The following is a 22,883-nucleotide window of genomic DNA, read 5'->3' on the forward strand; positions in this document are numbered from 1 at the left end:
TCCCGAAAAGCGGGCGGGGACTTGAGAGAAGGTCGCGGTCCGGAAGAAACCTAGCGCTGCTCCGCCCCCGGCACCGCCACATCGGCAACCGCGGTCACCTCGTGCCCGCTGGCGAATCGCAGGGTCAGCGGCACCTTCTCGCCGGCATGGACGTTCGGCACCAGCCCGAGCAGCATGACGTGCTTGCCGCCGGGCACGAACTTCACCTGGGACCCTACCGGAAGGTCCAGGCTCGCGATCTGCGTCATCTTGGTCATGCCGCTGCCGTCCTTGGCGCTGTCGTGCAGTTCGGCCCGGTCCGCGGCCCGCGTGGAGACGCCGACCAGCGTTTCCGCCTCGCGGCCGCCGTGCAGCGTGAAGTACGCGGCCCCCGGCTGGCCGGCTACCGCCGGCAGGCGGATCCAGGCTCCATCCACCTTCACGCCGTCCGCCTGGGGCGAACAGGCCCCCAGCACCAGAACCGTCACAAGCCCCGCCAGAGTGCGCATTCGGCATCCTCCCTCTTTGATTTGGGAAATCTTGTAGAAACCCGGGCGTCTTGCGGCAAGGCGCGACGCACCTATATCCCCCCTCGGACATCTGGACGGCGGCCGCCTCTTCTGGGGCCGGAATCCAGATAACGCTTATGAACCCTTTTGTTTCGATTGTGGGGGCCAACGAGGACCATGGCTAAAGTTATCGGTATCGACCTGGGCACGACCAACAGCTGCGTCGCCGTGATGGAAGGCGGCAAGCCCAAGGTCATCGAGAATGTGGAAGGCGCGCGCACCACGCCGTCGATCGTCGCCTTCGCCAAGGATGGCGAGCGCCTGATCGGTCAGCCGGCGAAGCGCCAGGCAGTGACCAATCCGGACAGCACCATCTTTGCGGTGAAGCGCCTGATCGGCCGTCGTTTCGACGATCCCGTGACCAAGAAGGACACCGAGCTGGTGCCCTACACGATCGCGCGCGGTCCGAACGGCGACGCATGGGTTGCGGCCGGCGGCGAGGAATACAGCCCGTCGCAGATCTCGGCCTTCATCCTGCAGAAGATGAAGGAAACCGCCGAGTCGTATCTCGGCGAGAGCGTGACGCAGGCGGTGATCACCGTTCCGGCCTATTTCAACGACGCGCAGCGCCAGGCGACCAAGGACGCCGGCAAGATCGCGGGCCTTGAAGTGCTGCGCATCATCAACGAGCCGACGGCCGCGGCGCTCGCCTATGGCCTCGACAAGGACAACAACAAGACCATCGCGGTCTATGACCTTGGCGGCGGCACCTTCGACATCTCCGTGCTGGAAATCGGCGACGGCGTGTTCGAAGTGAAGGCGACCAACGGCGACACCTTCCTCGGCGGCGAGGACTTCGACTCGACGATCGTCCAGTATCTGGCCGACGAGTTCAAGAAGGCCGAGGGCATCGACCTCACCAAGGACAAGCTGGCGCTCCAGCGTCTGAAGGAAGCGGCCGAGAAGGCGAAGATCGAGCTCAGCTCGGCGCAGACGACCGAGGTCAACCTGCCCTTCATCACCGCCGACCAGAACGGCCCGAAGCACCTGGTGAAGAACATCACCCGCGCCGATCTCGAGCGTCTGGTCGATGACCTGATCAAGCGCACCCTCGAGCCGTGCCGCAAGGCGCTGGCCGATGCGGGCGTCAAGGCCGATGCGATCGACGAAGTCGTGCTCGTCGGCGGCATGACCCGCATGCCCAAGGTCCGCCAGATCGTGAAGGACTTCTTCGGCAAGGAGCCGCACACCGGCGTGAACCCGGACGAAGTCGTCGCCATCGGCGCGGCGATCCAGGCCGGCGTGCTCCAGGGCGACGTGAAGGACGTGCTGCTGCTCGACGTGACCCCGCTGTCGCTGGGCATCGAGACGCTGGGCGGCGTGTTCACCCGCATGATCGACCGCAACACCACGATCCCGACCAAGAAGAGCCAGGTCTATTCGACTGCCGATGACAATCAGCAGGCGGTGACGATCCGCGTCTTCCAGGGCGAGCGCGAGATGGCGGCCGACAACAAGATGCTCGGCCAGTTCGACCTGGTCGGCATTCCGCCGGCGCCGCGCGGCGTGCCGCAGATCGAGGTCACCTTCGACATCGACGCGAACGGCATCGTCAACGTGTCCGCCAAGGACAAGGGCACCGGCAAGGAACAGCAGATCCGCATCCAGGCCTCGGGCGGCCTTTCGGACGGCGACATCGAGCAGATGGTGCGCGATGCCGAGAAGTTCGCCGAGGACGACAAGAAGCGTCGTGCCGCGGCCGAAGCCAAGAACAACGCCGAAAGCCTCGTCCACACCACGGAGCGCCAGCTCGCCGAAAACGGCGACAAGGTCGATGCCGCGCTGAAGGGCGAGATCGAGGCGGCGATCGCCGAGACCAAGTCGGCGATCGAGAGCGGCGACGCCGATGCGATGACCGCCAAGGCCCAGAACCTCGCCCAGGTGGCGATGAAGCTCGGCCAGGCGATCTACGAGAAGCAGGCTGCCGAAAGCGCCTCGCCGAACGCGGGTGCTGCGGCCGGCGGCGAAGCCGCTGGCGAGGAAGTGGTCGACGCCGAGTTCTCGGAAGTGGACGACAACAAGGCGTAACGGATGCCCCTCCCTCTCCCCGTCGGGGAGAGGGCCGGGGAGAGGGGGAGCGGGCCCGGTCGATGCGACAATGCATCGACGGAGTCTCTCTCCCTTTCCCCTGATGGGGAGAGGGCTTGCTGGATGACCACCGAAGTCGATTATTACGAACTGCTCCAGGTCGAGCGCACGGCGGACGACGCGACGATCAAATCGTCCTACCGCAAGCTCGCGATGAAATATCACCCGGACAAGAATGCCGGGTGCAAGGATTCCGAGGCGAAGTTCAAGGCGATCAGCGAAGCCTATGACTGCCTGAAGGATCCGCAGAAGCGCGCGGCGTACGACCGCTTCGGCCATGCCGCGTTCCAGAACGGCGGCGGCGGCCATCATGGCGGCCAGGGCGATTTCGGCGCGTTCAGCGACATTTTCGAAAGCGTGTTCGGCGAATTCATGGGCGGCGGGCGCGGCGGCGGCGGTCGGCCCCAGCGGCGCGGCGCCGATCTGCGCTACGACATGGAAATCTCGCTCGAACAGGCGTTCCACGGCCATTCGACCGAGATCACCATCGACGTCTCGGGCCCGTGCGACAGCTGCCAGGGCTCGGGCGCCACGCCCGGCACCAAGGCCAAGACCTGCACCACTTGCGCCGGCCACGGCAAGGTGCGCGCACAGCAGGGCTTCTTCATGGTCGAGCGCACCTGCCCCGCCTGCCACGGCGCTGGCGAGGTGATCGCGGAGCCGTGCCGCACCTGCCGCGGCGAAGGCCGGACCGACAAGACCAAGACGCTCAAGATCGAGATTCCGCCCGGCGTCGACGAGGGCACCCGCATCCGCCTGACCGGCGAAGGCGAGGCCGGCGCGCGCGGGGCCCCGGCGGGCGATCTCTACATCTTCCTCCACGTCACCCGCCATTCGCTCTACGAGCGGCAGGGCACGACGCTGTACGCCACCGCGCCGATCAGCTTCACCACCGCCTCGCTCGGCGGCGAGATCCGCATCCCGGGGCTCGACGGCGAGGAGCATGTGATCAAGATCCATGCCGGCACCCAGTCCGGCCGCGAGATGCGCCATCGCGGCGCCGGCATGCCGGTGCTGCAGGGCCGTGGTCGCGGCGACCTGGTCGTGCGGCTGGAAGTGGAGACGCCGACCAAGCTCTCGGCCAGGCAGCGCGAGCTGCTCGAGGAGTTCCGCAAGACCGAAACGGGCGAGGAATGCCCGCAGTCGAGCGGTTTCTTCGCCAAGCTGAAGGCGGCGCTGGGTTGAGGTTGGTTTCCCGCACCTATCCATTGTCATCCCGGCGAAAGCCGGGATCCATTCGCCACTCCGCCGCAGCAAGTTCCGTGACGGCGACCCCAATGGATTCCGGCTTTCGCCGGAATGACGAACGTGGGGATGACAGCCGGGGGCTGGCAGCATGACCCCCCGCGAACTGCTCGACACCGCCGACGTCCCCGGCGGCGAACCGCTGCGGCTGTTCCGCCGCGGCGACGATCACATGATCGTGCTCGAACGCAACGAGCTGATGAACAGCCGGATGAGCGGTTCGGAAGAAGCGCTCGCGGTGATGACGCTCGAACGGCTCGGCAAGCGCGAGGCGCGGGTGCTGATCGGCGGCTATGGCATGGGCTTCACGCTCCGTGCCGCGCTGGGCGTGCTCGGCGGCAACGCCAAGGTGACGGTGGCCGAGCTGGTCCCGAAGATCGTCGACTGGGCGCGCGGGCCGATGGCGGCGCTCACCAATGGCTGCCTCGACGATCCGCGCGTGACCGTGCGCTTCGACGATGTCGGCCGGGTGATCGCCGATGGCCAGAACGCCTATGATGCGATCCTGCTCGACGTCGACAATGGCCCGGACGGGCTGACCCGCGCCGGCAACGACAGCCTCTATTCGATGCGCGGACTCGATTCCGCGCGCCAGGCGCTCCGTCCGGGCGGCATCCTCGCCGTCTGGTCGGCCGCCTCCGATCCCGCCTTTGCCCGCCGGATGCGCGACAGCGGCTTCCTGGTCGAGGAAGTTGCAGTTCGTGCACGCCAGAACGGCAAGGGCCCGCGCCACGTGATCTGGTTCGGCAGACGCCGCTGAAGCGGCTGGACAAGCCGACCGACTTCTGACCTATTTCCCCGAAGGCCCACCGCGCACCTTGCGCAACACGAGGCAAGATCATGGGGATGGATGGGAAGTTGGGCGGCCTGGCCGCGCTGTTGCTTGCGGGGACCGGCATTTTTCTTGGTGCGCCGGCGCTTGCCCAGACCGAGGCGCAGAAGCAGTCCGACGAACTGATCATCCGCGGCCAGCGGATGCCCGCCGCCGAAGCCCAGCGCTCGGCAACGTGCGAGGCGCTGGCGCGCAATCCCTATTTCGCGGCGCTGAGCGGCGTCGCCGCCGACAAGGGCGTGCTGGGGCCAGCGGTGTACCTGCCGACCCGTCTGCCGCGAAACCCGGACTATAGCGCGCCGCCGCTGGCCCCGCCGGGCTCGCCGCTTCCCAAGGCGCCCAAGAGCCGCTTCGGCACGCTCCTTCTCTTTTCCGGCGTGATCGATACCGCCAGCACCACGTCCGATGTCGCCGGCGCCGGGGGCGATGACGGCACGGCCGCGAGCGGTACCCCCGCCGCCGCGACCGCCTCGGCGGACGAGGTCGCCGCTGCCTGCCGCGCCCGCTATCAGCCCAATGCCGGCAGCCCGGAGGTGACCAGCCGCCCGGCTGGCATCCCGATCGAGTTCGGCGGCCCGACGGGCAAGACCGACACCCGGGCCTCGCGCATCGCGCATGACGACACGCTACCCATCGCCATCCTGCTGTTCGACCAGCGTCGCTTCGCGGAATCGCTGCCCTGGTTCAAGCGCGCCGCCGGCAAGCTGCCGCTGGGCGCCGGCGGGGACGAGGCGGCGCTGTACATCGGCAAGCTCTACCTGATGGGCCTGGGCGAACAGTCCGATCCTGCCGAAGGCGTGCGCTGGCTGGAAAAGGCGGCGACAGCCCGCTTCAACGCCATCACCGACACGCCGATGTTCAACCCGGACGTGCCCGAACTCAACACCGCCTCGGGCGAAGCGTCGGTGATCCTCGGCAACGTCTATCGCGGCGGCTACAAGGGCATCGCCAAGAACCCGGAGGCATCGCGCAAATGGTTCGCCCGCGCGCTGGAGACGGGTCATGTGCCCGCCGCCAAGATGCTGGGAGACCTCTACCGCGACGGCATCGACACCCCCCGCGACCCCGCCAGGGCGTCATCCTATTACCGCCAGGCGGCCAAGCTGGACCTGCCCTCGGCGCAGGTCGCGCTCGCACAGATGCTGGAGAGCGGCGACGACGGCGTGAAGCAGGACCGGCCGCAGGCCATCGCCTGGTACCGGGCCGCCGCGAAGCACGAGCATCTGGAGGCACTCTACGCCCTCGCCCGCGCCTTCGATCTGGGTGAAGGGGTGAAGGCGGATCCCGAACAGGCGCTGGGCTATTACAAGCGCGCGGCGCTCGCCGGGAGTGCGGGTGCGATGACCGCGCTCGGCACCTATTTCTATGAGGGCAGGCAAGTCGCCAAGGATCCCGCCGCCGCGCGCCGCTGGTTCGAGCAGGGGGCAACGCGCGGCGACGCCGACGGGATGGTCGATCTCGCCGCGATGCAGATCCAGGGCCAGGGCGGCGACAAGGACGTGGTGCAGGCCTGGGTATGGCTCAAGCGGGCCGCGACGCTCCGCCACCAGGCCGCCCCGAACGCGGTCGCCGCGCTGGAGCGCCGGATGAGCCCGGCCGAGCGCGCGGCGGCGCTACGCGCGCTCGAGCGGCACTGAGCATTCCCCTTCGGTCATCCCGTTTGCGGAACGATAGGCCGGTTTCGAGCATTCCTCCGACGCAAGCATGTGCCCAGAAGGAAGTTCGACCATGTCCGATACGCCCGAAACCACCAGCCTGCTCGTCACCGCGCGCGTCGACGGGCTGAAGGTGCGCAGCCGCGACGGCGATTCGCTGGGGCAGGTACAGGCGCTTATGGTCGAGAAGGGCAGCGGCCGCACGCTCTACGCGGTGCTGAGCCTCGGCGGCTTCCTCGGCATGGGCAAGAGCTACTATCCCCTGCCCTTCGAGCTGATTTCCTACGACGCGGGCGGCGACGATTACATCGTCACGATCGATCGCCGCGTGCTGGAGGGCGGGCCCAGCTGGGCAAGCAACGCGCCCGAATTCACCCAAGCCTATGCCGACCGCGTCTCGAACTATTACGGCCTCTCCGCCGCCCGGGTGGACCGCGTACCGCTGGACTGAAGGCCGCGCTCAGCCGCGGCGCAGCCACCGTGCGAGCCGCTCTGCCCCCAGAGTGGTCACGACACCCTTGCCCAGGGCCACCGCGCCGTCGAACCCGGCCAGCGCGGCGATCAGCGCGTGATTGGCGAATGTCGGCCGCAGCAGCATCAGGTCGACACAGGCGATCCCGCCACTCGCCATCTGCCGCTTGTGCTGGCCCTCCCCCTCGGTGAAGTCGAACCAGGCGAAGCGCCGCTCGGCGAACAGGTCGCGTAGCGCCTCCAACTGCAGCACCGCGCCTGGGGAGCACGCGGCGACCTCCGGGTCATGCCCGACATGGGCGTAGAGCACGGTATCCCCCTCCACCGGACAGCAGAGATAGGCGACAGGCTGCTCGTCCAGCATCAACAGCCAGGCACGCACCGCATCCGCCGCTGCCAGCCGCTGCAGCCAGGCCAGGTCGTCCGGCAGGCCGGCGCCGAGCAGGCGTTCCTGATAGGTCCGTGCCGACAGCGCCCGGGCAAGCGGATGGAAAACGGCCATGTCCCCGGGCGTCCGGAACCGCCGCACCACGGCGCCGATCCGCCGCGCCTTGCGCCTCAGCCCCTGCCGGGTGCTTGCGGAGAGCCCGGCGAACCACGCATCGAAATCCAGCGACAGGTCGACATGGAAGCGCGTGTAGCGCTGCCGCATCAGCACCAGCATCCCGCCGCTGCGCAGGTCCGCGCACTGCGCCTCCGGCAGCGAGGTGACCAGATAGCCTTGCGCCTCCCGCGGCAGCGTCGGCAGCACGGGGCAGGCCCCCTGCCGCGCCTCGGCGAGCGTCAGCGGCACCCGTACCAGGCGGCGTCGTACCGAGGCCATGGTCCGCGCGCCGACCATGAATCGCAGCGGCACCCATTGCGCCGCGCTCATCCGGCGCGTTCCTCGATCAGGTTCGACCATAGCTGCTCGGCCTGTCGCAGCCGGGTTCGCAACGCGTTGGGGCCCAGCGGCGCATCGTCCCGGTCCAGCGCCAGCGGCGGCCGATCCGCGAAATGTGCGGTCGGCAGCACGTCGCGGCGTTCGGCCAGCATCCGGCATAGCGCCTCGAAGCGGCGGACATGCACCGCGTTGGGCCGCGTGCCGGCGCGGTTGGCAAGCTCGAAGCCATGGCTGATGATCGTCAGCGCCGCGTGGCCTTGCGCCACTGCATGGTCCAGCGCCGCCCGCATCTCCCGCACGGACAGCGCACAAATCTGGAAATGGCGCAGCGCCGTGCCGGTATCGATCAGCGTCACCGGAACTTCGATCACGCCCTGGTGGCGCACCGGAGAGATTCGGCGCGGCGGCAGGCCGATCGCGCTCGGCCAGGGATGTTCGGAGCCGTTGTGGCTGGAATCATAGGCAAAGCCTTCCGCCGCGAGCGATGCGAGCGTCGCATCGTTCGCCGCATAGCTGCCGCCCCGAAAGGCGATCGGCGGCGGGGCCCCCGCCTCGATCAGCAGCGCGCGGGCTTGGCGGATCAGCGCGCGCTGCTCCTCCGCGCTGTAATCCACCAGGTCGAAGCGCGACGGCATGCGTGCCCGATCGGCGGCGCTCGCCCCGGTCCAGTTGGGGTGGAGGTGCAGCTGCACCTCCTGCCCCGCCGTACGGATCGCCCGCACCACCGCTTCGATCGGGCCGAGCCCGTGGACCAGCGCGGGCATCGGATCGACGAAGAAGCAGGCCTTCAGGTCGAACGCCGCGAGCCGCTCCAGCTGCCAGCTGACGCCCACGCCCGCCGGCTCGAACGACCGCGCGGCGACCTCCGCCAGATCGAGACCGGCGACGTGGTGGCGCCACATCAGCTCGGTATCGATCGTCAGGAACACGGTGGTGGGCATGCAGGTACGTCTCGCCATCGCCCCGGAGACAGGGGTCAGTCGCGCACCGGCCTAGCCCAGCCGGAGTGAAGAAATGGCAAAGCGATCAGGGCTTGATCCCGAAGCGCGCGAAGCGTTCGTCGATGCGCGGCTCGATCATCCGGGCGGCGGCGAGATAGGCGTCGGCATCCTTGGCCTTGGTCCGCTTGCCGATCACCCCCCGCATGTAGAGGCTGGCCGACTGTTCGGGGCTCGCCAGCAGCGCCGCGTCGAGATCGGTGCGCGCCGCATCCAGCTTGCCCATGCGGAAATAGACCATGGCGCGGCTGTCGAGGACCGCGGCCGAACTGCTGCTCAGCTCCACGCCGCTGGTGCAGTCCTTCAGCGCCTGCTCGATCGCCACATTGTGCGTCGCGCGGATCCAGCAGCGGCTGTTGAGCAAGGCGGCGTTGCCCGGCGCTGCGGCGATCGCCTCGTCGAGCATGGCGACGGCATCGTCGACCTGCCCGCCATCCCCCAGCAGATTGGCCAGATCGATCTGCCAGCCGAGCTTCTTCTCGCCGCCCTGCTCGATCCGCGCCTCGATCAGCGCGCGCGCTTCGTCCATCTGCCCCCGGTCGCGCTTGAACACCGCCAGCGTGCTGGTCGCGCCACCCGAATCGGGCTCCAGCTCAAGCGCGGCCTGCACGTCCGCCAGCGCCTTGTCGTCGCGGCGCAGCGCATATTCGGCATCGGCGCGGCGGAGATACATGTCCGCGGTCGGGGCCAGTTCGATGGCCTTGCTCAGGTCCGCGATCGCCGCCTCGCGATCATAGATCGTCTCGTGGAACCAGGCCCGGTTGGTATAGCTGTCGGGATCGTCCGGCTTCGCGGCAATCGCCTTGGCATAGGCATCCAGGATCGGCTTCAGCCGCCCGTCCGCGCGCGCGGTGCCGATCACCGCCCAGCGCGCCGGATGGTCCGCCGGCGCGACCAGCCGCAGCGGATTGGCCTTCACCCGCGCCACGTCGGCGCGTGCCGCCGGAATCTGGGCGGGCGCCACTTCCTGCAGGCCCGTCGTCGTCCGATCCTGCAGCGAGAGCCAGCCCTCCGCCAGCGCCACCTTGCGGGAGAGCTGCATGCCGGCAAGCGTGGCGGGAAGCGTCTGCTGCCCTTCGAGCGTGAAGCCCTTGCCGCCCTCGGCAAGCTTCCATCGCCGCTCCACCCACACATCGGAAGGCGCCCCGCTCACCGCCGGGATCGTCTTCCACGCGGTGCGGGCGCGATTCGGCGCGAAGCCCAGCCCCGCCGCGGTCGTATCGAGCAGCAGGCGGAAGCGCCCGCGATCATAGTTCCAGTCCTGATAAGCGATGCCGCTCGCGGTCACCGTCACGGTGCCGCCGGTGGAATCGTCCTCCATCTTCTGGTCATAGGCGCTGTGATTGCCCAGCACCGCCGATATCTGCGGCTCGAGGAATTCGGCGAGCTTGTCCTTGTCGATCTGCGAGCGGGCGCCGCGCAGCGCCTCCGCCATCGCGCCGCTATAGACGATGCGGATCGCGAACAGCTGCGGGAATTCGATGCCGGCGGTCGCATCCAGCGTCACCGAAACCTGCTGCGCCGGACGCGCCGGCGGCCGCATCGGCATTGCCTCCAGTCCGGCACCGCCCGCACGGATCGGCAGCGCCGTCCGGAACGGCGGCACGTCGTCCAGGTCCTCGACGCGCGAGCCGCCCTGGGTACCATCCAGCCAGAGCGCCTTGCCGTCGATCGTGGCGCGGACGATCACATGGTCGAACGCGCCCGGCGAAGGCAGCCGCGATTCGACCAGGTCGCCCAGCCCGCTGCTCACCAGCGCCGGCTCGGCCTCGATATCGAGCGCGCGGAGCAGCGATACCAGCAGCAAGGTCTTGGCCTTGCAGTCGCCATAGCGCAGCGTCCAGGTCTCCGCCGGCGCCTGGGGGCGGTAATTGCCGTTGTCCATGCCGCGGAACAGGTAGCGGACCTGGTCCTGGACAAGCCGCAGCGCCATCGCGGCGCGGGTGCGCGGGTCCTTGCTGGCGGCGGCGATGCGGGCAACCTCGCCGGCAAGCGGACTGCCCGGCGCGATCGCGCCTTCGCTGCTGTAAAAGGGCGCCATGGTGCGCGACAGCGTCGCCCAGTCGGCATAGGTGCTCACCTCCAGCATCGGCAGCGGCTTGTACCGCGCCGGCGCATCGTCGGGCAGCTCGGCGGGCTTGGCCGTCGGCAGCGACAGGGTGAGTTCGCGATAGCCGCCGGCAATCAGCTTGGGTTCGGCGCCCCGGCGATCGGCCGAGCCGAACACGCCGCCGGAATAGTCCCGCCACGCCACCGGCACCCCGTCCTTCCACAGCAGCCGCGCGCGGCCGAAACCGAGCTTCGCCGGCGCCGGCACCATCGGGACGATGCTCATCATCTCCTTGCCGAGGACGGGATCCTTGCGGGTGATCGTGAACGCGACATCGATCACGTCGCCGACGCGCAGCCCTTCCAGCGCGACGGTGGCGGTCAGCGCGCCGTCGAGCGCGAACTGCTCGAGCTTCTGCTCGCGCTGGATCACGTTGAACCGCGTGCCCTTGGCGAGCAGGTCCACATTCCCGCCGGCACGCAGGATCTGGAGCTTGTGGATGATCAGGTCGCCCTTGGCCGGATCCCATTGCAGCGGCAGCGTACCGCTCTGGGTGAGCATCTGCGGCGAGGCGATGCGGATCGCGCTTTCCATGTAGATCGCGACCTGCCCGTCCTCCAGCCGCTGCTGCTGGTCGAATACCTGCAGCACCGGCGCGGAATCGTCGAGCTTGACGACATCCACCGCCGGCGCGGAAAGCACCCAGGCGGGCGCCGCCTGATAGAGCGGCTTGTCGCCGGCATGCGCCACCCCGGCCGTGGACAACAATACGGCCACCAAAACTCTACGCCCGCGCATACAACTCCCCCTCAAATGGAGGTGGAGCGTAGCGGATGCTGCGCCGCGCTCAAGTGCCCTTTACGAACGACGAAACGCAGCGGCTAGCGGCTGTGGTAAAAGTCGTAGACCTGCTGCGCCACGCCTGCGGAGACGCCCGGCGCCTTCTTCAGATCCTCCAGGCTGGCATTCCGCACCGCGCGCCCGGTGCCGAAGTGCATCAGCAGCGCCTTTTTTCGCGCCGGGCCGATGCCGGGCACCTCGTCCAGCGGGCTCGCGCCGATCGCCTTGGCGCGCTTGTCGCGGTGCGCGCCGATGACGAAGCGGTGGACCTCGTCGCGCAGCCGCTGGAGGTAGAAGAGCAAGGGCGCGTTGACCGGCAGCATCCGCTCGCTGCCGTCCATCAGGTGGAACACTTCGCGGCCGTCCCGGCCATGATGCGGCCCCTTGGCGACGCCGACCATGCAGACATCCTCGATGCCCATCTCCTCGAGCACCGTCTTGGCGACGTTCAGCTGCCCCTTGCCGCCGTCGAGCAGCACCAGATCAGGCCAGTCGCCCTGGCTGCGATCGGGATCCTCGTCCTGCGCGCGGGCGAAGCGGCGGCTGAGCACCTCGCGCATCATCCCGTAATCGTCGCCGGCGATCGTCTCGGGGCGCTTGATGTTGAACTTGCGATACTGGCTCTTGCGGAAGCCTTCGGGCCCGGCGACGATCATCGCGCCCACCGCGTTGGTGCCCTGGATGTGGCTGTTGTCGTAGACCTCGATGCGGTTCGGCGGCTCGGGCAGGTCGAACAGATCGGCCATCTCGCGGAGCAGCTTGGCCTGCGTCGTGCTTTCGGCGAGGCGGCGGTCGAGCGCTTCCTCGGCGTTGCGCTTGGCCTGGTCGAGCAGCCGCCGCCGCGTGCCGCGCTGGGGCACCGACAGCGCTACCTTGTGCCCGGCGCGCTCGCCCATCGCCTCCGCCAGCAGTTCGGCCTCGGGCAGCTCGCGGTCGACGAACACGTTCCGGGCGGGGGGCACCTCTTCGTAGAACTGCATCAGGAAGGCGGCGAGCACCTCGTCCTCGGGCACGTCCTGGGTGTGGCTGGGGAAGAAGCTGCGATGGCCCCAATTCTGGCCGCCGCGGATGAAGAACGCCTCGATTCCGATCACGCCCGACTTGCTCGCCTGCGCGAAGATGTCGGCATCGCCGACGCCCTCGGCGTTGATCGCCTGGCTGCCCTGGATGAAGGTGAGCGCCTTCAGCCGATCGCGCAGGATCGCCGCCAGCTCGAAATCGAGATTCTCCGCCGCGGCCTGCATCTGCTCGCCCAGCTTGGCCTGCACCTTGGTCGACTTGCCCTGCAGGAAGTCGCGCGCATCGTCGACCAGCTCGGCATAGCCGGCCTGGTCGATGCGGCCGACGCACGGCGCCGAGCAGCGACGGATCTGGTAGAGCAGGCACGGCCGGTCGCGGCCGGCGAAGAAGCCGTCGGTGCAGCTGCGCAGCAGGAACAGCTTCTGCAACGCGTTGAGCGTCTTGCGCACCTGCCCCGCACCGGCGAACGGCCCGAAATAATCGCCCTTGGCGCGCCGCGCGCCGCGGTGGAGCTGGACGCGGGCAAAGTCGTGGTCCTGGCGCAGCAGGATGAACGGGAACGATTTGTCGTCGCGCAGCAGCACATTGTAGGGCGGCCGGTAGCGCTTGATCAGCTGCGCCTCGAGCAGCAGCGCCTCGGCCTCGTTGTTGGTCGTGACGATCGTCATCGACCGGGTCTGCGCGACCATGCGCTGCAGCCGCTTCGAGAGGCGGTTGACGTGGGTGTAGTTGGTCACCCGGTTCTTCAGCGCGCGCGCCTTGCCGACGTACAGCACGTCGCCGCGGGCATCCTGCATGCGGTAGACACCGGGCCGGATCGGCAGCGTCTGCAGGACGTTGCGGATCGCGGCCACGCCTGCTTCCAGGTCGGGCGTCTCTGCGCCGCGGACCGCGAAGGTAGCCTTTTCCTCGTTGAATCGGTCGGGGGAATTCGGGTCGTTCATTGCCGCCGATGTAGGCGTGCGAGGCGCGGGATGCCACCCATCCGAGGGGCATCGTGGCGTACCGAGGGAATGCGTTTTCTCACCGAGCCAGAGCAAAGCACATCTGAAGTCCGGGAGAGCGCCCCGCCGGAGAATAGTCGTCATCCCGGCGAAAGCCGGGATCCATTGCCCTGTGCGCCCGGGGGAAAGAACCGCGACTTCAGCGCGAATGGATCCCGGCTTTCGTCGGGATGACGGAGCAATAGCGCCTTAAGCAATTGCCCTTCCGCAGGCAGAGAGGAGATGCGAAGTGCGCCCTACTTCTCGCCCGCCTCGTTCTCCAGCTGGTCCACCTGCGCCTCGATCCGGCGCATCGTCTCGTCCGCCCGGACCTTCACGTCGCTCGCGCGCGCATGATCGCTCGCCGCGTGGCGCACCGCCACCACGGCCACAAACGCAGCGAGCGCCAGTGCCACCAGGGCACCGGCGCTCAGCCAGCGATAGGATTTAGGTTCAGCCATCGCACGCCCTTAGCACGGGCAGCGTGGCAGGCCAGCTCAGTTGAGCCGGCCCAGCCCGGCAATGGCCTTGTCGACCAGTGCCTTGTCGGCCTCGGCGCCGTGCTTTTCCGCGATCACCGCGGCGGCGGCAGTCGTGGCGGCATCGGCGGCCTTGTTGCGAATCGCCTGGATCGCGCTGCGCTCGGCGGCGGCGATCTTGTCCTCCGCCATGCGGGTGCGGCGGGCGATCAGCTCGGCCGCATCGACTTCGGCCTTCGCCTGCATCGCCTTGGCTTCCGCCTCCGCATTGGCGAGGACGGCCTTGGCATCGGCGTCGCTCGACGCGGTACGGGCCTTCGCCTCGGCGAGCATCGCCTCGGCCTCCGCGCGCAGCTTCGACGCTTCGTCGAGCTGGGTGCGGATCTTGGAAATCTGCTTGTCGAGCATGGCGCCGATCATGCTCGGCACCTTCTTGACCAGGATGATCAGCACCACCGCGAGCATCGACAGCGCCACGAAACCCGGGGCGGTGATGCCAAGCACGGCCGGCTCATGGTGGAGCTCGGTGGTGCCGGTCGCGGCGGTCATCGATTCAGTATGTTCAGCCATGGGCAAGCGCCGCCTTCACCTTCTGTTCGACGCTGGCGCGGTCGACCGCGACGCCCGACACGCGGGCGACGATCGCCTCGACGGCCTCGACGGTTGCCGCCTCGATCTCGCCGATCGCCGCACGCTCGCGCTCGGCGATGGTGCGGGTCGCATCAGCCAGCCGCGCCTCATCGGCCGCCGTGGCGGCCTTGAGCTTGGCTTCGGCGGCGGTTGCCGCCTGCGCCTTGGCGCCGGCGGTCACCCGCAGCGCCTCGGCACGGGCGGCTTCCAGCCCCGCCTGATAGGCCTCGTCGGCCCCGCGTGCAGCGTCGCGCGCGGCTTCGGCCGCAGCGATGTCCCCGGCGATGCGGGCGGAGCGATCTTCCATCGTCCGCTCGATCTTCGGGACCATCGCCTTGCCGATCCCGAAGTAGATCAGGGCAAATACGATCGCGAGCCAGAAGACCTGCGAGGCGTAGATCTCCGGGATCTGATCTAACTGGGGCATCGGCCGAGGCCTCCGTTCTGCTTACTTGACGACGAAGAGGATCAGGATCGCGACGACGAACGCGATCAGGCCCAGCAGTTCCGACGCGGCGAAACCGATGAACAGGCGACCCTGCTGGCCGTCTGCCGCACCCGGGTTGCGCAGCGCGCCTTCGAGGAACGAACCGAACACGTTGCCCACGCCGAGCGCGGCGAGGCCGATACCGATCGCAGCCAGGCCGGCACCGATGTACATTGCACCCAGATCAGTCATTTCTAGCTCCCTAGATAATCTTAAAAATTCAAAGCGAAAACGGGTCGACTTAGTGCAGGTGCACCGCGTCGTGGAGATACAGCGAGGTCAGCAGCGCGAACACATAGGCCTGGATCGCGCAGACCAGCAGCTCGAGCGCGCTGACGCCGACGATCATGCCGAAGCTCAGCACGCCGACCAGGCCACCCAGCGGCGTGCCGCTGCTCAGGCCCTGGACGACGAAGCTGCCGAACACTTCGAGCAGGATGTGCCCCGCGGTCATCGCGACGAACAGTCGCAGGCCCAGCGAGAACGGACGCACCAGGAACGAGATCAGCTCGACGGGCACGATCACCGGCATCAGCCACACCGGCGCGCCGTGCGGCACGAACAGCGAGAAGAACTTGAAGCCGTGCTTGATCAGGCCGACCGCGAGGACGATGCCGAACGAGAAGAAGGCGAGCACCGCGGTGACGGTGATGTGGCTGGTCACCGCGAAGGTGTGCAGTCCCGGCAGCACCGCAAGCGGCAGCACGCCGACCAGGTTCGCGAACAGGATGAAGAAGAACAGCGAGAAGATGTACGGCGCGAACTTCTTGCCGCCCTTGCCGATGTTCACGCTCACCATCGAGTCGATGAACCCGACCGCGCCTTCCACCATCAGCTGCCACTTGCCCGGGATCAGCTTGCGCTGCAGGCCGCCCACCATGAAGATGAACAGCAGCGCGGCGACCACCACCATGAACAGCGCCGAGTTGGTGAAGGAGATGTCATAGCCGAACAGGTCAATATGGCGGCCCAGTACGGGCTCGACCTTGAACTGCTCCATCGGATCGATTTTGCCGGCGCTCACTCTGCGCGCTCCTTCGAAATCTTGTAGATGTTGCGAAACGCCACGATCACGCTGAGCACCAGCAGGATCAAGAGCGCCCAGGGGCTCGTTTCCAGCCAGCGATCCAGCGCGAAGCCGATCACCCCGCCGCCCAGCGGTGCGCCGATCAGTTCGGCGAGCACCCGCGAGCCCTGCTTATAGCCCTTTTCGGGCTTGCGCACCGGCGTCTGGCCATCGCGCACCGCTGCCTTCGCATCGGCGATGCGACGGTCGAGGTCAGTACGGATAGGGTCGTCAGACAAAGCGAGCACGGCGATCCAGATATGAAAAAGCCGCCGCGCATCGGGCGGGCGACATACAGCATCGCAAGCCGGTGGCCGCGACGTGATGGCGCTTTAGGAAGACCAATCGACCGAGTCAACCGTTGCAGCACCCCGCGCTTCATTGCCGTTTCATCAAGTGCCGCGAAGTTCGCATCCGCAGAAATCCGCCATTTGCGTCCGTTGCGGTGCAACAGACGACCGGTTTCCCTGCCCGTTCGGGCGCTGCCGGTGCCGCCGGATTGCAGGTCGTGGCGCGCGCCTGCATAGTCGCTGCCATGTCCGTCGACGCCCCCGACAACAGCGGCCACCGTGCTCGCCTGCGCCAGCGCCTGTTCGAGGGCGGGCCGGACGCGCTGCTCGACCATGAACTTGTCGAATATCTGCTCGCACTGACCATCCCGCGAAAAGATACCAAGCCCCTCGCCAAGACGCTGCTGAAGGAATTCGACGGACTGCCCGGGCTGCTCGCGGCAGATCCCGATGCGATCCAGCGGATCGAGGGCATGAAGGACACCCAGATCGCCGCCCTGAAGGTAGTGCATGCCGCGGCGCTGCGGCTGCTGCAGACGCGCGTGCGGGAGAAGCCGGTGCTCGCCAACTGGCAGGCGCTGCTGGACTATCTACGCGCCGACATGGCGCCGCACGCGATCGAGCGCGTCCGCGTGCTCCATCTGAACGGTCGCAACATGTTGATCCGCGACGAGCTGATGAACGAAGGATCGATCGACGAGGCGCCGCTGTACGTGCGCCAGGTGATCGCCCGCGCGCTGCATCTCGGGTCGGCCGCGCTCATCCTGGTGCACAACCATCCCTCGGGAGACCCGAGCCCGAGCCGCGCCGACATCGAAGTGACACGCAAGACCATCGAAGCAGGCAAGCCGCTCGGCATCCTGGTGCACGACCACATCATTATCGGCAGCGAAGGCCATGCGAGCCTGCGCGCCAAGGGGCTGATTTAGGGGAGCCCGCGTCAGCGGGTCAAAGGGAGAGGAAGCACGGCGAGGGAGAGGTTCTGGCATCCGACCTGTGCGTCACCTTCGCCAAACCTGGCGGGAGGCAACGCTGCAGGCCTCCGCGCTTCTACTTCTTCCGCTTGAAATCCACCGAGACGACGTTCGAGCCGTCCTCCGCGGGCTTGGCCACCGGACCATCGCCGTCATTCTCGGCGTCGTCATGCTCGTGCGGCTCGGGCCCTTCGGGACCGTCTGCCGCCTGGAAGCGCAGCTCGAAATTGACCGCCGGATCGTGGAAGCCGGTGATCGCCGCGAACGGGATCGTCAGGATCGACGGGATCTGGTTGAAGCTGAGCCCGACCGAGAATTTGCGGTCGTCCACCGTCAGGTCCCAGTAGCGGTGCTGGAGGACGATGGTCATCTCGTCCGGGAACCGCTCCATCAGCCGCTGCGGGATATCGACCCCGGGCGCCTGCGTCTTGAAGGTGATGTAGAAATGATGCGCGCCCGGCAGGCCGCCCGACTGCGCCACCGAGCCGAGCACGCGGCCCACTACGGCGCGCAGGGCTTCCTGCACGATCTCGTCATACGGAATCAAACTATCGGGCACGGTGGCATTCATGCCCCTTGGGTAGCGGATGGAAAATTACGGTCAAGATTGCATGCGACGCCGCTAGCGTTATGTGCACCTTCATGCGCACCGCGACCATCAGCCGCAAGACCAGCGAAACCTCGATCGACGTCACCGTCAACCTCGACGGCACCGGCGCCTACAACATCAGCACGGGCATCGGATTTTTCGATCACATGCTCGAACAGCTCAGCCGCCACGGGCTGATCGACCTGGACGTGAAAACGGTGGGCGACCTCCATATCGACCAGCACCACACGGTGGAGGATACTGGGCTCGCGATCGGCGAAGCCATTGCGAAGGCGCTGGGCGACAAGAAGGGCATCCGTCGCTATGCCGATGCGCTGTCGCCGATGGACGAGACGCTGACCCGCGTCGCGATCGACATTTCGGGCCGCCCCTATCTCGTGTGGAAGACCGAGTTCAGCCAGAAGAAGCTCGGCGAGATGGACACCGAGATGTTCGAGCACTGGTTCCACAGCTTCGCTCAGACCGCCGGCCTGACGCTCCACGTCGAGACGCTGTACGGCAGCAACAACCACCATATCGCCGAAGCCGCGTTCAAGGGCCTGGCCCGCGCGCTGCGCGAGGCGGTGGAGATCGATCCGCGCAAGGCGGGGGTGATCCCGTCGACCAAGGGAGTGCTGTGATGATTCTCGTCCTTCTCACCTACAAGGTGGACCTCGCCGAAATCGACGCGCTGCGCCCCGCGCATGTCGACTGGCTCAAACAGGGCGTCGCCGATGGCCGCCTGCTGGTGGCTGGCCGCAAGGTGCCGGTGACCGGCGGGTTCTTCATGGCGCGCGGGTCGCTGGACGAGGTGCAGGCCTGGGCCGCCACCGATCCCTTCGCCACCGCCGGCGCCGCCGACTACGCCTTCATCGAAGTCGCCCCGAGCATCCTCGCGCCGGGGCTGGAGTCGCTCGGCCAGTGACCGTCGCGCTGATCGATTACGGCGCGGGCAACCTCCACTCGGTGCACAATGCGCTGAAGGCGGCGGGGGCTGGCGATATCGCGGTGACCGCCGATCCGGCGGTGGTGCTCGGCGCCGATCGCGTGGTGCTGCCCGGCGTCGGCGCGTTCGGTGCCTGTGCTTCGGGCCTGCGCGCCCTGCCCGGCATGATCGAGGCGCTGGAAACCCGCGTGCTGCGCGACGCCGTCCCGTTCCTCGGCGTGTGCGTCGGCATGCAGCTGCTCGCGACCACCGGCGAAGAGCTTGGCAGCCATGCCGGGCTCGGCTGGATCCCCGGCACCGTCCGCCACCTGCCCGCCGGCCCCGAGCTGCGCGTGCCGCACATGGGCTGGAACGACGTGGTGCCCGTGGTCGATCACCCGCTGATCGAGCGCGGCGAGGCCTATTTCCTCCACAGCTTCGCCTTTGACGGCGACGCGGTGCTGGCCACCACCGACCATGGCGGCCCGGTGACCGCCGCGATCGGCCGCGACAACATCGTCGGCCTGCAGTTCCACCCCGAAAAGAGCCAGCGCTACGGCATCGCGCTGCTCGAACGATTCCTCGCCTGGAAGCCCTGAGATCCCCATGACCCTGCACATCTTCCCCGCCATCGATCTCAAGGCCGGCCAGGTCGTTCGCCTGGCCGAAGGCGACATGGCCCGCGCCACCGTGTACGGCGACGATCCCGCCGCCCAGGCCGAGCTTTTCGCCCAGGCGGGCGCCGAATGGCTGCACGTCGTCGACCTCGACGGCGCGTTCGCGGGCGAATCGGTCAACGGACTCGCCGTCGCCAACATCCTGGCGAAGACGCCGGCCAAGGTGCAGCTCGGCGGCGGCATCCGGAATCGCGACTCGATTTCGCGCTGGCTGGACATGGGCGTCACCCGCGTCGTGATCGGCACCGCCGCGCTGGAGAACCCCGGCCTCGTCCGCGACGCCGCCCGCGCGCATCCCGGCCAGATCGTGGTGGCGGTCGACGCCCGCGACGGCATGGTCGCGACGCATGGCTGGGCCGATGTGTCGGACGTCAGCGTCGTCGATCTCGCCCGCCGCTTCGAGGATGCCGGCGTCGCCGCCCTCCTCTTCACCGATGTCGGCCGCGACGGCCTGCTCAAGGGGTGCAACGTCGAGGCGACCGTGGCGCTCGCCCGCGCGGTGTCGATCCCGGTGATCGCCAGCGGCGGCGTCACCGACATCCACGACATCCACGCCCTGCGCGGCCATGTCGCGGACGGCATCGAAGGCGTGATCTCGGGCCGCGCGCTCTATGACGGCCGGCTCGACCTCGCCGAGGCGATCGAGGCCGGGCGATGACCGTCCGCGCCCGCGTCATTCCCTGCCTCGACGTGGCGAACGGCCGCGTGGTGAAGGGCGTGAACTTCGTCGAGCTGCGTGACGCCGGCGATCCTGTCGAACAGGCCCGCGCCTATGACGCGGCCGGCGCCGACGAACTCTGCTTCCTCGACATCACCGCCAGCCACGAAGCGCGCGGCACGATCCTCGACGTGGTGCGCCGCACCGCCGAGGTGTGCTTCATGCCGCTCACCGTCGGCGGCGGCGTGCGCAGCGTCGAGGATGCCCGCGCGCTGCTGCTGGCGGGTGCGGACAAGGTCGCTGTGAACAGCGCCGCGGTGTCGCGCCCGGAAGTGGTCGCCGAGATCGCGGACCGCATGGGCAGCCAGTGCGTCGTCGCCTCGGTCGACGCGCGCCGCACGGCGGAAGGGCGCTGGGAGGTGTTCACCCATGGCGGCCGCCGCGCCACCGGCATCGACGCGGTCGAGCACGCGCTGCGCCTCGCCGAACTGGGCGCGGGCGAGTTGCTCGTCACCTCGATGGACCGCGACGGCACCCGCGACGGCTATGACCTCGCCCTGATCCGCACCATCGCCGACCAGGTGACGGTGCCGGTGGTCGCCTCGGGCGGCGTCGGCGGGCTCGACGATCTGGTGGCCGGCATCCGCGACGGCCATGCCTCGGCAGTGCTGGCCGCGTCGATCTTCCACTTCGGCCAGGCGACGATCGCCGAGGCACATGCCGCGCTGGCGGCGGCTGGGATTCCGGTTCGGGGGTAACAGCGGCACTCGTCCGAACCCGCCGACCCTTAGCCTACCAGCCACTTAACGAGCCCTGCACCGAGCAAAAGAACAAGTGCACAGCCCCACCACGGAATCGGTGTGTCGTCGTCTAATTCGCCTGACTCAATGAAGCGACGCACATCCCTCCTTTGGCGTATCGCATATGCCTCGTCCCGCGCACGAATGTCCGCATCATCGAGGTAGTGATGGACGGACTCCGGCGTAGCATCAATCGGCAGTTCGCGTTGAAGCTGACTTGAGAGCCGCGCGACCTCCGGCCAATCGGGTGATTCCTGTTCTTCGAAAGCGAGGATGGCTGCCACGCGGCTTTGTAGTTCGTCCATTTCCATCGCTACAGATTAACGCCGCATGCTAGCGAGGCAAAGGCGCGCTCGGTTTAAGCCTCAAACCGCCGTCGGCCGGCTCAGCACATACCACGCACACCCCAGCATCGCCGCCCCCACCCCGACCGCCAGCCAGGGCCCCGGCCGCGCGCCCCAGGCGAACAGGCCGTAGCCGAGCGTCATGCCGGCGCAGGCCATCGCCTTGCCCCTGCGCGGGATCGCGCCCTGTTCGCGCCATGCCACCAGCGTAGGACCGAATCGCTTGTGCCCGAGCAGCCACGCCTCCAGCCGCGGCGAGGAGCGAGCGAAGCAGCCGGCGGCAAGGATCAGGAAGATCGTCGTCGGCATCAGCGGCAGCAGCGCGCCGATGAAGCCGAGCGCGACGAACACGAGCCCGAGCACCAGCCAAAGCGGACGCGACAGGCGCGAGCCGCCCGGCGCCGTCTCCGATTCGCGTTCCTGCACCATCGTCATCCTGCCCTGCTGCCGCGAATCGCTCGCAGCTACCATAGGGGAACCACCGCAATCCGGCGCCTCAGGATTGACAGCGCCGCACGGCTCCCGCAGCCGGAAGCGATGGCAGACCTTCTCGACACGCTCGAACAGACGATCCGCGACCGCCGCTTGGGCGATCCTTCGACCAGCTATGTCGCCAAGCTCACCGCCCGCGGCCGCGCCAAGATCGCGCAGAAGCTGGGCGAGGAAGCCACCGAAGCCGTGATCGCCGCGATTCAGGACGATCGCGAAGAGGTCGTGAAGGAATCGGCGGACCTCATGTTCCACCTGCTCGTGCTGCTCGCTGACATGGACCTCAGCCTCGACGACGTCCGCGCCGAGCTGGCGCGGCGCGAGGGCGTGTCGGGCATCGCTGAAAAGGCGGCGCGGGGGGCGTGAGGGGCCTGCACCCCTCCGACTCTTCCGGCCTGCGGGCAGGGTCATCGTAGTTCGCCAAATGCAACAGCCATCCTCTTAATGGGGGGGATTGAAGGAGCCACCAATGCCGATCGATGCCACCAAGCCCTATGACGACCAGAACATCTTCGCGAAGATCCTGCGCGGCGAGATCCCGGCGAAGAAGGTCCATGAGGACGAGCACGCCCTCGCCTTTCACGACATCGCGCCCCAGGCGCCGCACCATATCCTGGTGATCCCCAAGGGCGCCTATGTCAGCTGGGACGATTTCTCCGCCAGCGCCTCCGACGCCGAGATTGCCGGGTTTGTCCGCGCGGTGGGCAAGGTCGCGCGCGCCGCGGGATTCGTCGAACCGGGCTACCGCCTGCTCGCAAACACGGGCCAGGATGCCGGGCAGGAGGTGCCGCACCTGCACGTCCATATCTTCGCCGGGCAACCGCTCGGCCCGATGCTCGCCCGGTAATTGCGCCGGAGCGCA

The 22,883-nt window shown here is 68.0% G+C and carries 27 protein-coding genes; 13 read left to right on the forward strand and 14 right to left on the reverse strand.

Translation table 11 applies throughout. The features are described 5' to 3' along the window. Nucleotides 1-50: 50 nt before the first annotated feature. On the reverse strand, nt 51-488 hold the full coding sequence (locus SPI01S_RS06540; RefSeq protein WP_066720007.1) for a copper chaperone PCu(A)C: 438 nt from the start codon (nt 486-488) through the stop codon (nt 51-53). Between the two features lie 177 nt (nt 489-665). Between SPI01S_RS06540 and dnaK the strand changes: the two genes are divergently transcribed. From dnaK to SPI01S_RS06565, 5 genes are all read left to right on the forward strand, one after another. Beyond that, entirely contained in the window at nt 666-2,576 is a 1,911-nt protein-coding gene (gene dnaK, locus SPI01S_RS06545) for a molecular chaperone DnaK (protein WP_066720010.1), read from the forward strand. A 123-nt stretch (nt 2,577-2,699) separates the two neighbouring features. After that, nucleotides 2,700-3,821 carry a molecular chaperone DnaJ gene (dnaJ, locus tag SPI01S_RS06550; protein WP_066720013.1) on the forward strand — a complete coding sequence of 374 codons (1,122 nt, stop codon included), beginning with the start codon at nt 2,700-2,702 and terminating at the stop codon, nt 3,819-3,821. A gap of 151 nt (nt 3,822-3,972) precedes the next feature. Then, nucleotides 3,973-4,641 carry a spermidine synthase gene (locus SPI01S_RS06555; protein WP_066720014.1) on the forward strand — a complete coding sequence of 223 codons (669 nt, stop codon included), beginning with the start codon at nt 3,973-3,975 and terminating at the stop codon, nt 4,639-4,641. An 86-nt stretch (nt 4,642-4,727) separates the two neighbouring features. Continuing rightward, nucleotides 4,728-6,350 carry a tetratricopeptide repeat protein gene (locus SPI01S_RS06560; protein ID WP_066720016.1) on the forward strand — a complete coding sequence of 541 codons (1,623 nt, stop codon included), beginning with the start codon at nt 4,728-4,730 and terminating at the stop codon, nt 6,348-6,350. A 91-nt stretch (nt 6,351-6,441) separates the two neighbouring features. Beyond that, a complete protein-coding gene (locus SPI01S_RS06565) occupies nt 6,442-6,819 on the forward strand; it encodes a PRC-barrel domain-containing protein (RefSeq protein WP_066720018.1) in 378 nt (125 codons plus the stop codon). Between the two features lie 9 nt (nt 6,820-6,828). Here the strand turns inward: SPI01S_RS06565 and SPI01S_RS06570 are convergent, their stop codons facing one another. From SPI01S_RS06570 to SPI01S_RS06615, 10 genes are all read right to left on the reverse strand, one after another. After that, nucleotides 6,829-7,713 carry a GNAT family N-acetyltransferase gene (locus tag SPI01S_RS06570; protein WP_084253296.1) on the reverse strand — a complete coding sequence of 295 codons (885 nt, stop codon included), beginning with the start codon at nt 7,711-7,713 and terminating at the stop codon, nt 6,829-6,831. Beyond that, on the reverse strand, nt 7,710-8,663 hold the full coding sequence (locus SPI01S_RS06575) for a polysaccharide deacetylase family protein (RefSeq protein WP_066720024.1): 954 nt from the start codon (nt 8,661-8,663) through the stop codon (nt 7,710-7,712). The genes SPI01S_RS06570 and SPI01S_RS06575 overlap by 4 nt, the downstream gene beginning before the upstream one ends. A gap of 85 nt (nt 8,664-8,748) precedes the next feature. Beyond that, entirely contained in the window at nt 8,749-11,547 is a 2,799-nt protein-coding gene (locus tag SPI01S_RS06580) for a DUF3857 domain-containing protein (protein WP_245653496.1), read from the reverse strand. Nucleotides 11,548-11,651: 104 nt separating this feature from the next. Continuing rightward, a complete protein-coding gene (gene uvrC, locus SPI01S_RS06585; RefSeq protein WP_066720030.1) occupies nt 11,652-13,574 on the reverse strand; it encodes an excinuclease ABC subunit UvrC in 1,923 nt (640 codons plus the stop codon). 296 nt (nt 13,575-13,870) lie between these two features. After that, entirely contained in the window at nt 13,871-14,074 is a 204-nt protein-coding gene (locus tag SPI01S_RS06590) for a hypothetical protein (RefSeq protein ID WP_066720034.1), read from the reverse strand. 36 nt (nt 14,075-14,110) lie between these two features. Beyond that, nucleotides 14,111-14,662, reverse strand: a complete 552-nt coding sequence (locus tag SPI01S_RS06595; RefSeq protein ID WP_066720036.1) for a F0F1 ATP synthase subunit B family protein — start codon at nt 14,660-14,662, stop codon at nt 14,111-14,113. Next, a complete protein-coding gene (locus SPI01S_RS06600; RefSeq protein WP_066720039.1) occupies nt 14,655-15,149 on the reverse strand; it encodes a F0F1 ATP synthase subunit B family protein in 495 nt (164 codons plus the stop codon). The genes SPI01S_RS06595 and SPI01S_RS06600 overlap by 8 nt, the downstream gene beginning before the upstream one ends. A gap of 21 nt (nt 15,150-15,170) precedes the next feature. Next, nucleotides 15,171-15,383, reverse strand: a complete 213-nt coding sequence (locus SPI01S_RS06605) for a F0F1 ATP synthase subunit C (RefSeq protein WP_010544368.1) — start codon at nt 15,381-15,383, stop codon at nt 15,171-15,173. A 67-nt stretch (nt 15,384-15,450) separates the two neighbouring features. After that, a complete protein-coding gene (locus SPI01S_RS06610) occupies nt 15,451-16,209 on the reverse strand; it encodes a F0F1 ATP synthase subunit A (RefSeq protein ID WP_066720231.1) in 759 nt (252 codons plus the stop codon). Nucleotides 16,210-16,229: 20 nt separating this feature from the next. Beyond that, nucleotides 16,230-16,523, reverse strand: coding sequence for an AtpZ/AtpI family protein (locus SPI01S_RS06615; protein WP_373278307.1), 294 nt, complete (start codon nt 16,521-16,523; stop codon nt 16,230-16,232). Between the two features lie 287 nt (nt 16,524-16,810). Here SPI01S_RS06615 and radC point away from each other — a divergent pair, with 287 nt between their 5' ends. Then, nucleotides 16,811-17,494: a RadC family protein gene (radC, locus tag SPI01S_RS06620; RefSeq protein ID WP_066720045.1), complete on the forward strand. Its 684-nt coding sequence runs from the start codon at nt 16,811-16,813 to the stop codon at nt 17,492-17,494. A 121-nt stretch (nt 17,495-17,615) separates the two neighbouring features. Here the strand turns inward: radC and SPI01S_RS06625 are convergent, their stop codons facing one another. Next, nucleotides 17,616-18,110 (reverse strand): SspB family protein, encoded by a 495-nt coding sequence (locus SPI01S_RS06625; RefSeq protein ID WP_066720053.1) that lies wholly within the window; start codon nt 18,108-18,110, stop codon nt 17,616-17,618. Between the two features lie 71 nt (nt 18,111-18,181). Between SPI01S_RS06625 and hisB the strand changes: the two genes are divergently transcribed. Genes hisB through hisF form a run of 5 tightly spaced genes read left to right on the forward strand, consistent with a single transcriptional unit; the run spans nt 18,182 to nt 21,146 of the window. Then, complete coding sequence (gene hisB / locus SPI01S_RS06630) at nt 18,182-18,769, forward strand: imidazoleglycerol-phosphate dehydratase HisB (protein WP_066720233.1); 588 nt, start codon at nt 18,182-18,184, stop codon at nt 18,767-18,769. After that, nucleotides 18,769-19,053, forward strand: a complete 285-nt coding sequence (locus tag SPI01S_RS06635) for a YciI family protein (protein ID WP_066720056.1) — start codon at nt 18,769-18,771, stop codon at nt 19,051-19,053. Before hisB ends, SPI01S_RS06635 begins: the two co-directional genes overlap by 1 nt. Further along, on the forward strand, nt 19,050-19,652 hold the full coding sequence (gene hisH, locus SPI01S_RS06640; RefSeq protein WP_066720058.1) for an imidazole glycerol phosphate synthase subunit HisH: 603 nt from the start codon (nt 19,050-19,052) through the stop codon (nt 19,650-19,652). The genes SPI01S_RS06635 and hisH overlap by 4 nt, the downstream gene beginning before the upstream one ends. 7 nt (nt 19,653-19,659) lie before the next feature. Beyond that, nucleotides 19,660-20,388 (forward strand): 1-(5-phosphoribosyl)-5-[(5-phosphoribosylamino)methylideneamino]imidazole-4-carboxamide isomerase, encoded by a 729-nt coding sequence (hisA, locus tag SPI01S_RS06645; protein WP_066720061.1) that lies wholly within the window; start codon nt 19,660-19,662, stop codon nt 20,386-20,388. Next, on the forward strand, nt 20,385-21,146 hold the full coding sequence (gene hisF, locus SPI01S_RS06650; protein WP_066720063.1) for an imidazole glycerol phosphate synthase subunit HisF: 762 nt from the start codon (nt 20,385-20,387) through the stop codon (nt 21,144-21,146). Before hisA ends, hisF begins: the two co-directional genes overlap by 4 nt. A 29-nt stretch (nt 21,147-21,175) precedes the next feature. Here the strand turns inward: hisF and SPI01S_RS06655 are convergent, their stop codons facing one another. Continuing rightward, nucleotides 21,176-21,493, reverse strand: coding sequence for a hypothetical protein (locus SPI01S_RS06655; RefSeq protein WP_157084586.1), 318 nt, complete (start codon nt 21,491-21,493; stop codon nt 21,176-21,178). A 60-nt stretch (nt 21,494-21,553) separates the two neighbouring features. Then, nucleotides 21,554-21,961 (reverse strand): YbaN family protein, encoded by a 408-nt coding sequence (locus SPI01S_RS06660; RefSeq protein WP_066720236.1) that lies wholly within the window; start codon nt 21,959-21,961, stop codon nt 21,554-21,556. A gap of 108 nt (nt 21,962-22,069) precedes the next feature. Here SPI01S_RS06660 and SPI01S_RS06665 point away from each other — a divergent pair, with 108 nt between their 5' ends. Both SPI01S_RS06665 and SPI01S_RS06670 read left to right on the forward strand, forming a co-directional pair. After that, complete coding sequence (locus tag SPI01S_RS06665; RefSeq protein WP_066720069.1) at nt 22,070-22,387, forward strand: phosphoribosyl-ATP diphosphatase; 318 nt, start codon at nt 22,070-22,072, stop codon at nt 22,385-22,387. A 103-nt stretch (nt 22,388-22,490) separates the two neighbouring features. Then, nucleotides 22,491-22,868, forward strand: coding sequence for a histidine triad nucleotide-binding protein (locus SPI01S_RS06670; RefSeq protein ID WP_066720072.1), 378 nt, complete (start codon nt 22,491-22,493; stop codon nt 22,866-22,868). Nucleotides 22,869-22,883: the final 15 nt, after the last annotated feature.

The organism is Sphingomonas pituitosa NBRC 102491 (assembly GCF_001598435.1).
GTDB lineage: Bacteria > Pseudomonadota > Alphaproteobacteria > Sphingomonadales > Sphingomonadaceae > Sphingomonas > Sphingomonas pituitosa.

Bases quoted from the DNA above. Each gene is read 5' to 3' on its own strand.
- SPI01S_RS06595 (WP_066720036.1), bottom strand. From the start codon at position 14,662: ATGGCTGAACATACTGAATCGATGACCGCCGCGACCGGCACCACCGAG.
- SPI01S_RS06655 (WP_157084586.1), bottom strand. From the start codon at position 21,493: ATGGACGAACTACAAAGCCGCGTGGCAGCCATCCTCGCTTTCGAAGAA.
- SPI01S_RS06600 (WP_066720039.1), bottom strand. From the start codon at position 15,149: ATGCCCCAGTTAGATCAGATCCCGGAGATCTACGCCTCGCAGGTCTTC.
- SPI01S_RS06670 (WP_066720072.1), top strand. From the start codon at position 22,491: ATGCCGATCGATGCCACCAAGCCCTATGACGACCAGAACATCTTCGCG.
- SPI01S_RS06625 (WP_066720053.1), bottom strand. From the start codon at position 18,110: ATGAATGCCACCGTGCCCGATAGTTTGATTCCGTATGACGAGATCGTG.
- SPI01S_RS06575 (WP_066720024.1), bottom strand. From the start codon at position 8,663: ATGCCCACCACCGTGTTCCTGACGATCGATACCGAGCTGATGTGGCGC.
- SPI01S_RS06570 (WP_084253296.1), bottom strand. From the start codon at position 7,713: ATGAGCGCGGCGCAATGGGTGCCGCTGCGATTCATGGTCGGCGCGCGG.
- hisA (WP_066720061.1), top strand. From the start codon at position 19,660: ATGACCCTGCACATCTTCCCCGCCATCGATCTCAAGGCCGGCCAGGTC.
- SPI01S_RS06540 (WP_066720007.1), bottom strand. From the start codon at position 488: ATGCGCACTCTGGCGGGGCTTGTGACGGTTCTGGTGCTGGGGGCCTGT.
- SPI01S_RS06660 (WP_066720236.1), bottom strand. From the start codon at position 21,961: ATGGTGCAGGAACGCGAATCGGAGACGGCGCCGGGCGGCTCGCGCCTG.
- SPI01S_RS06665 (WP_066720069.1), top strand. From the start codon at position 22,070: ATGGCAGACCTTCTCGACACGCTCGAACAGACGATCCGCGACCGCCGC.
- hisF (WP_066720063.1), top strand. From the start codon at position 20,385: ATGACCGTCCGCGCCCGCGTCATTCCCTGCCTCGACGTGGCGAACGGC.
- dnaK (WP_066720010.1), top strand. From the start codon at position 666: ATGGCTAAAGTTATCGGTATCGACCTGGGCACGACCAACAGCTGCGTC.
- dnaJ (WP_066720013.1), top strand. From the start codon at position 2,700: ATGACCACCGAAGTCGATTATTACGAACTGCTCCAGGTCGAGCGCACG.
- SPI01S_RS06590 (WP_066720034.1), bottom strand. From the start codon at position 14,074: ATGGCTGAACCTAAATCCTATCGCTGGCTGAGCGCCGGTGCCCTGGTG.
- hisB (WP_066720233.1), top strand. From the start codon at position 18,182: ATGCGCACCGCGACCATCAGCCGCAAGACCAGCGAAACCTCGATCGAC.
- radC (WP_066720045.1), top strand. From the start codon at position 16,811: ATGTCCGTCGACGCCCCCGACAACAGCGGCCACCGTGCTCGCCTGCGC.
- SPI01S_RS06605 (WP_010544368.1), bottom strand. From the start codon at position 15,383: ATGTACATCGGTGCCGGCCTGGCTGCGATCGGTATCGGCCTCGCCGCG.
- SPI01S_RS06610 (WP_066720231.1), bottom strand. From the start codon at position 16,209: ATGGAGCAGTTCAAGGTCGAGCCCGTACTGGGCCGCCATATTGACCTG.
- uvrC (WP_066720030.1), bottom strand. From the start codon at position 13,574: ATGAACGACCCGAATTCCCCCGACCGATTCAACGAGGAAAAGGCTACC.
- SPI01S_RS06560 (WP_066720016.1), top strand. From the start codon at position 4,728: ATGGATGGGAAGTTGGGCGGCCTGGCCGCGCTGTTGCTTGCGGGGACC.
- SPI01S_RS06635 (WP_066720056.1), top strand. From the start codon at position 18,769: ATGATTCTCGTCCTTCTCACCTACAAGGTGGACCTCGCCGAAATCGAC.
- SPI01S_RS06555 (WP_066720014.1), top strand. From the start codon at position 3,973: ATGACCCCCCGCGAACTGCTCGACACCGCCGACGTCCCCGGCGGCGAA.
- SPI01S_RS06565 (WP_066720018.1), top strand. From the start codon at position 6,442: ATGTCCGATACGCCCGAAACCACCAGCCTGCTCGTCACCGCGCGCGTC.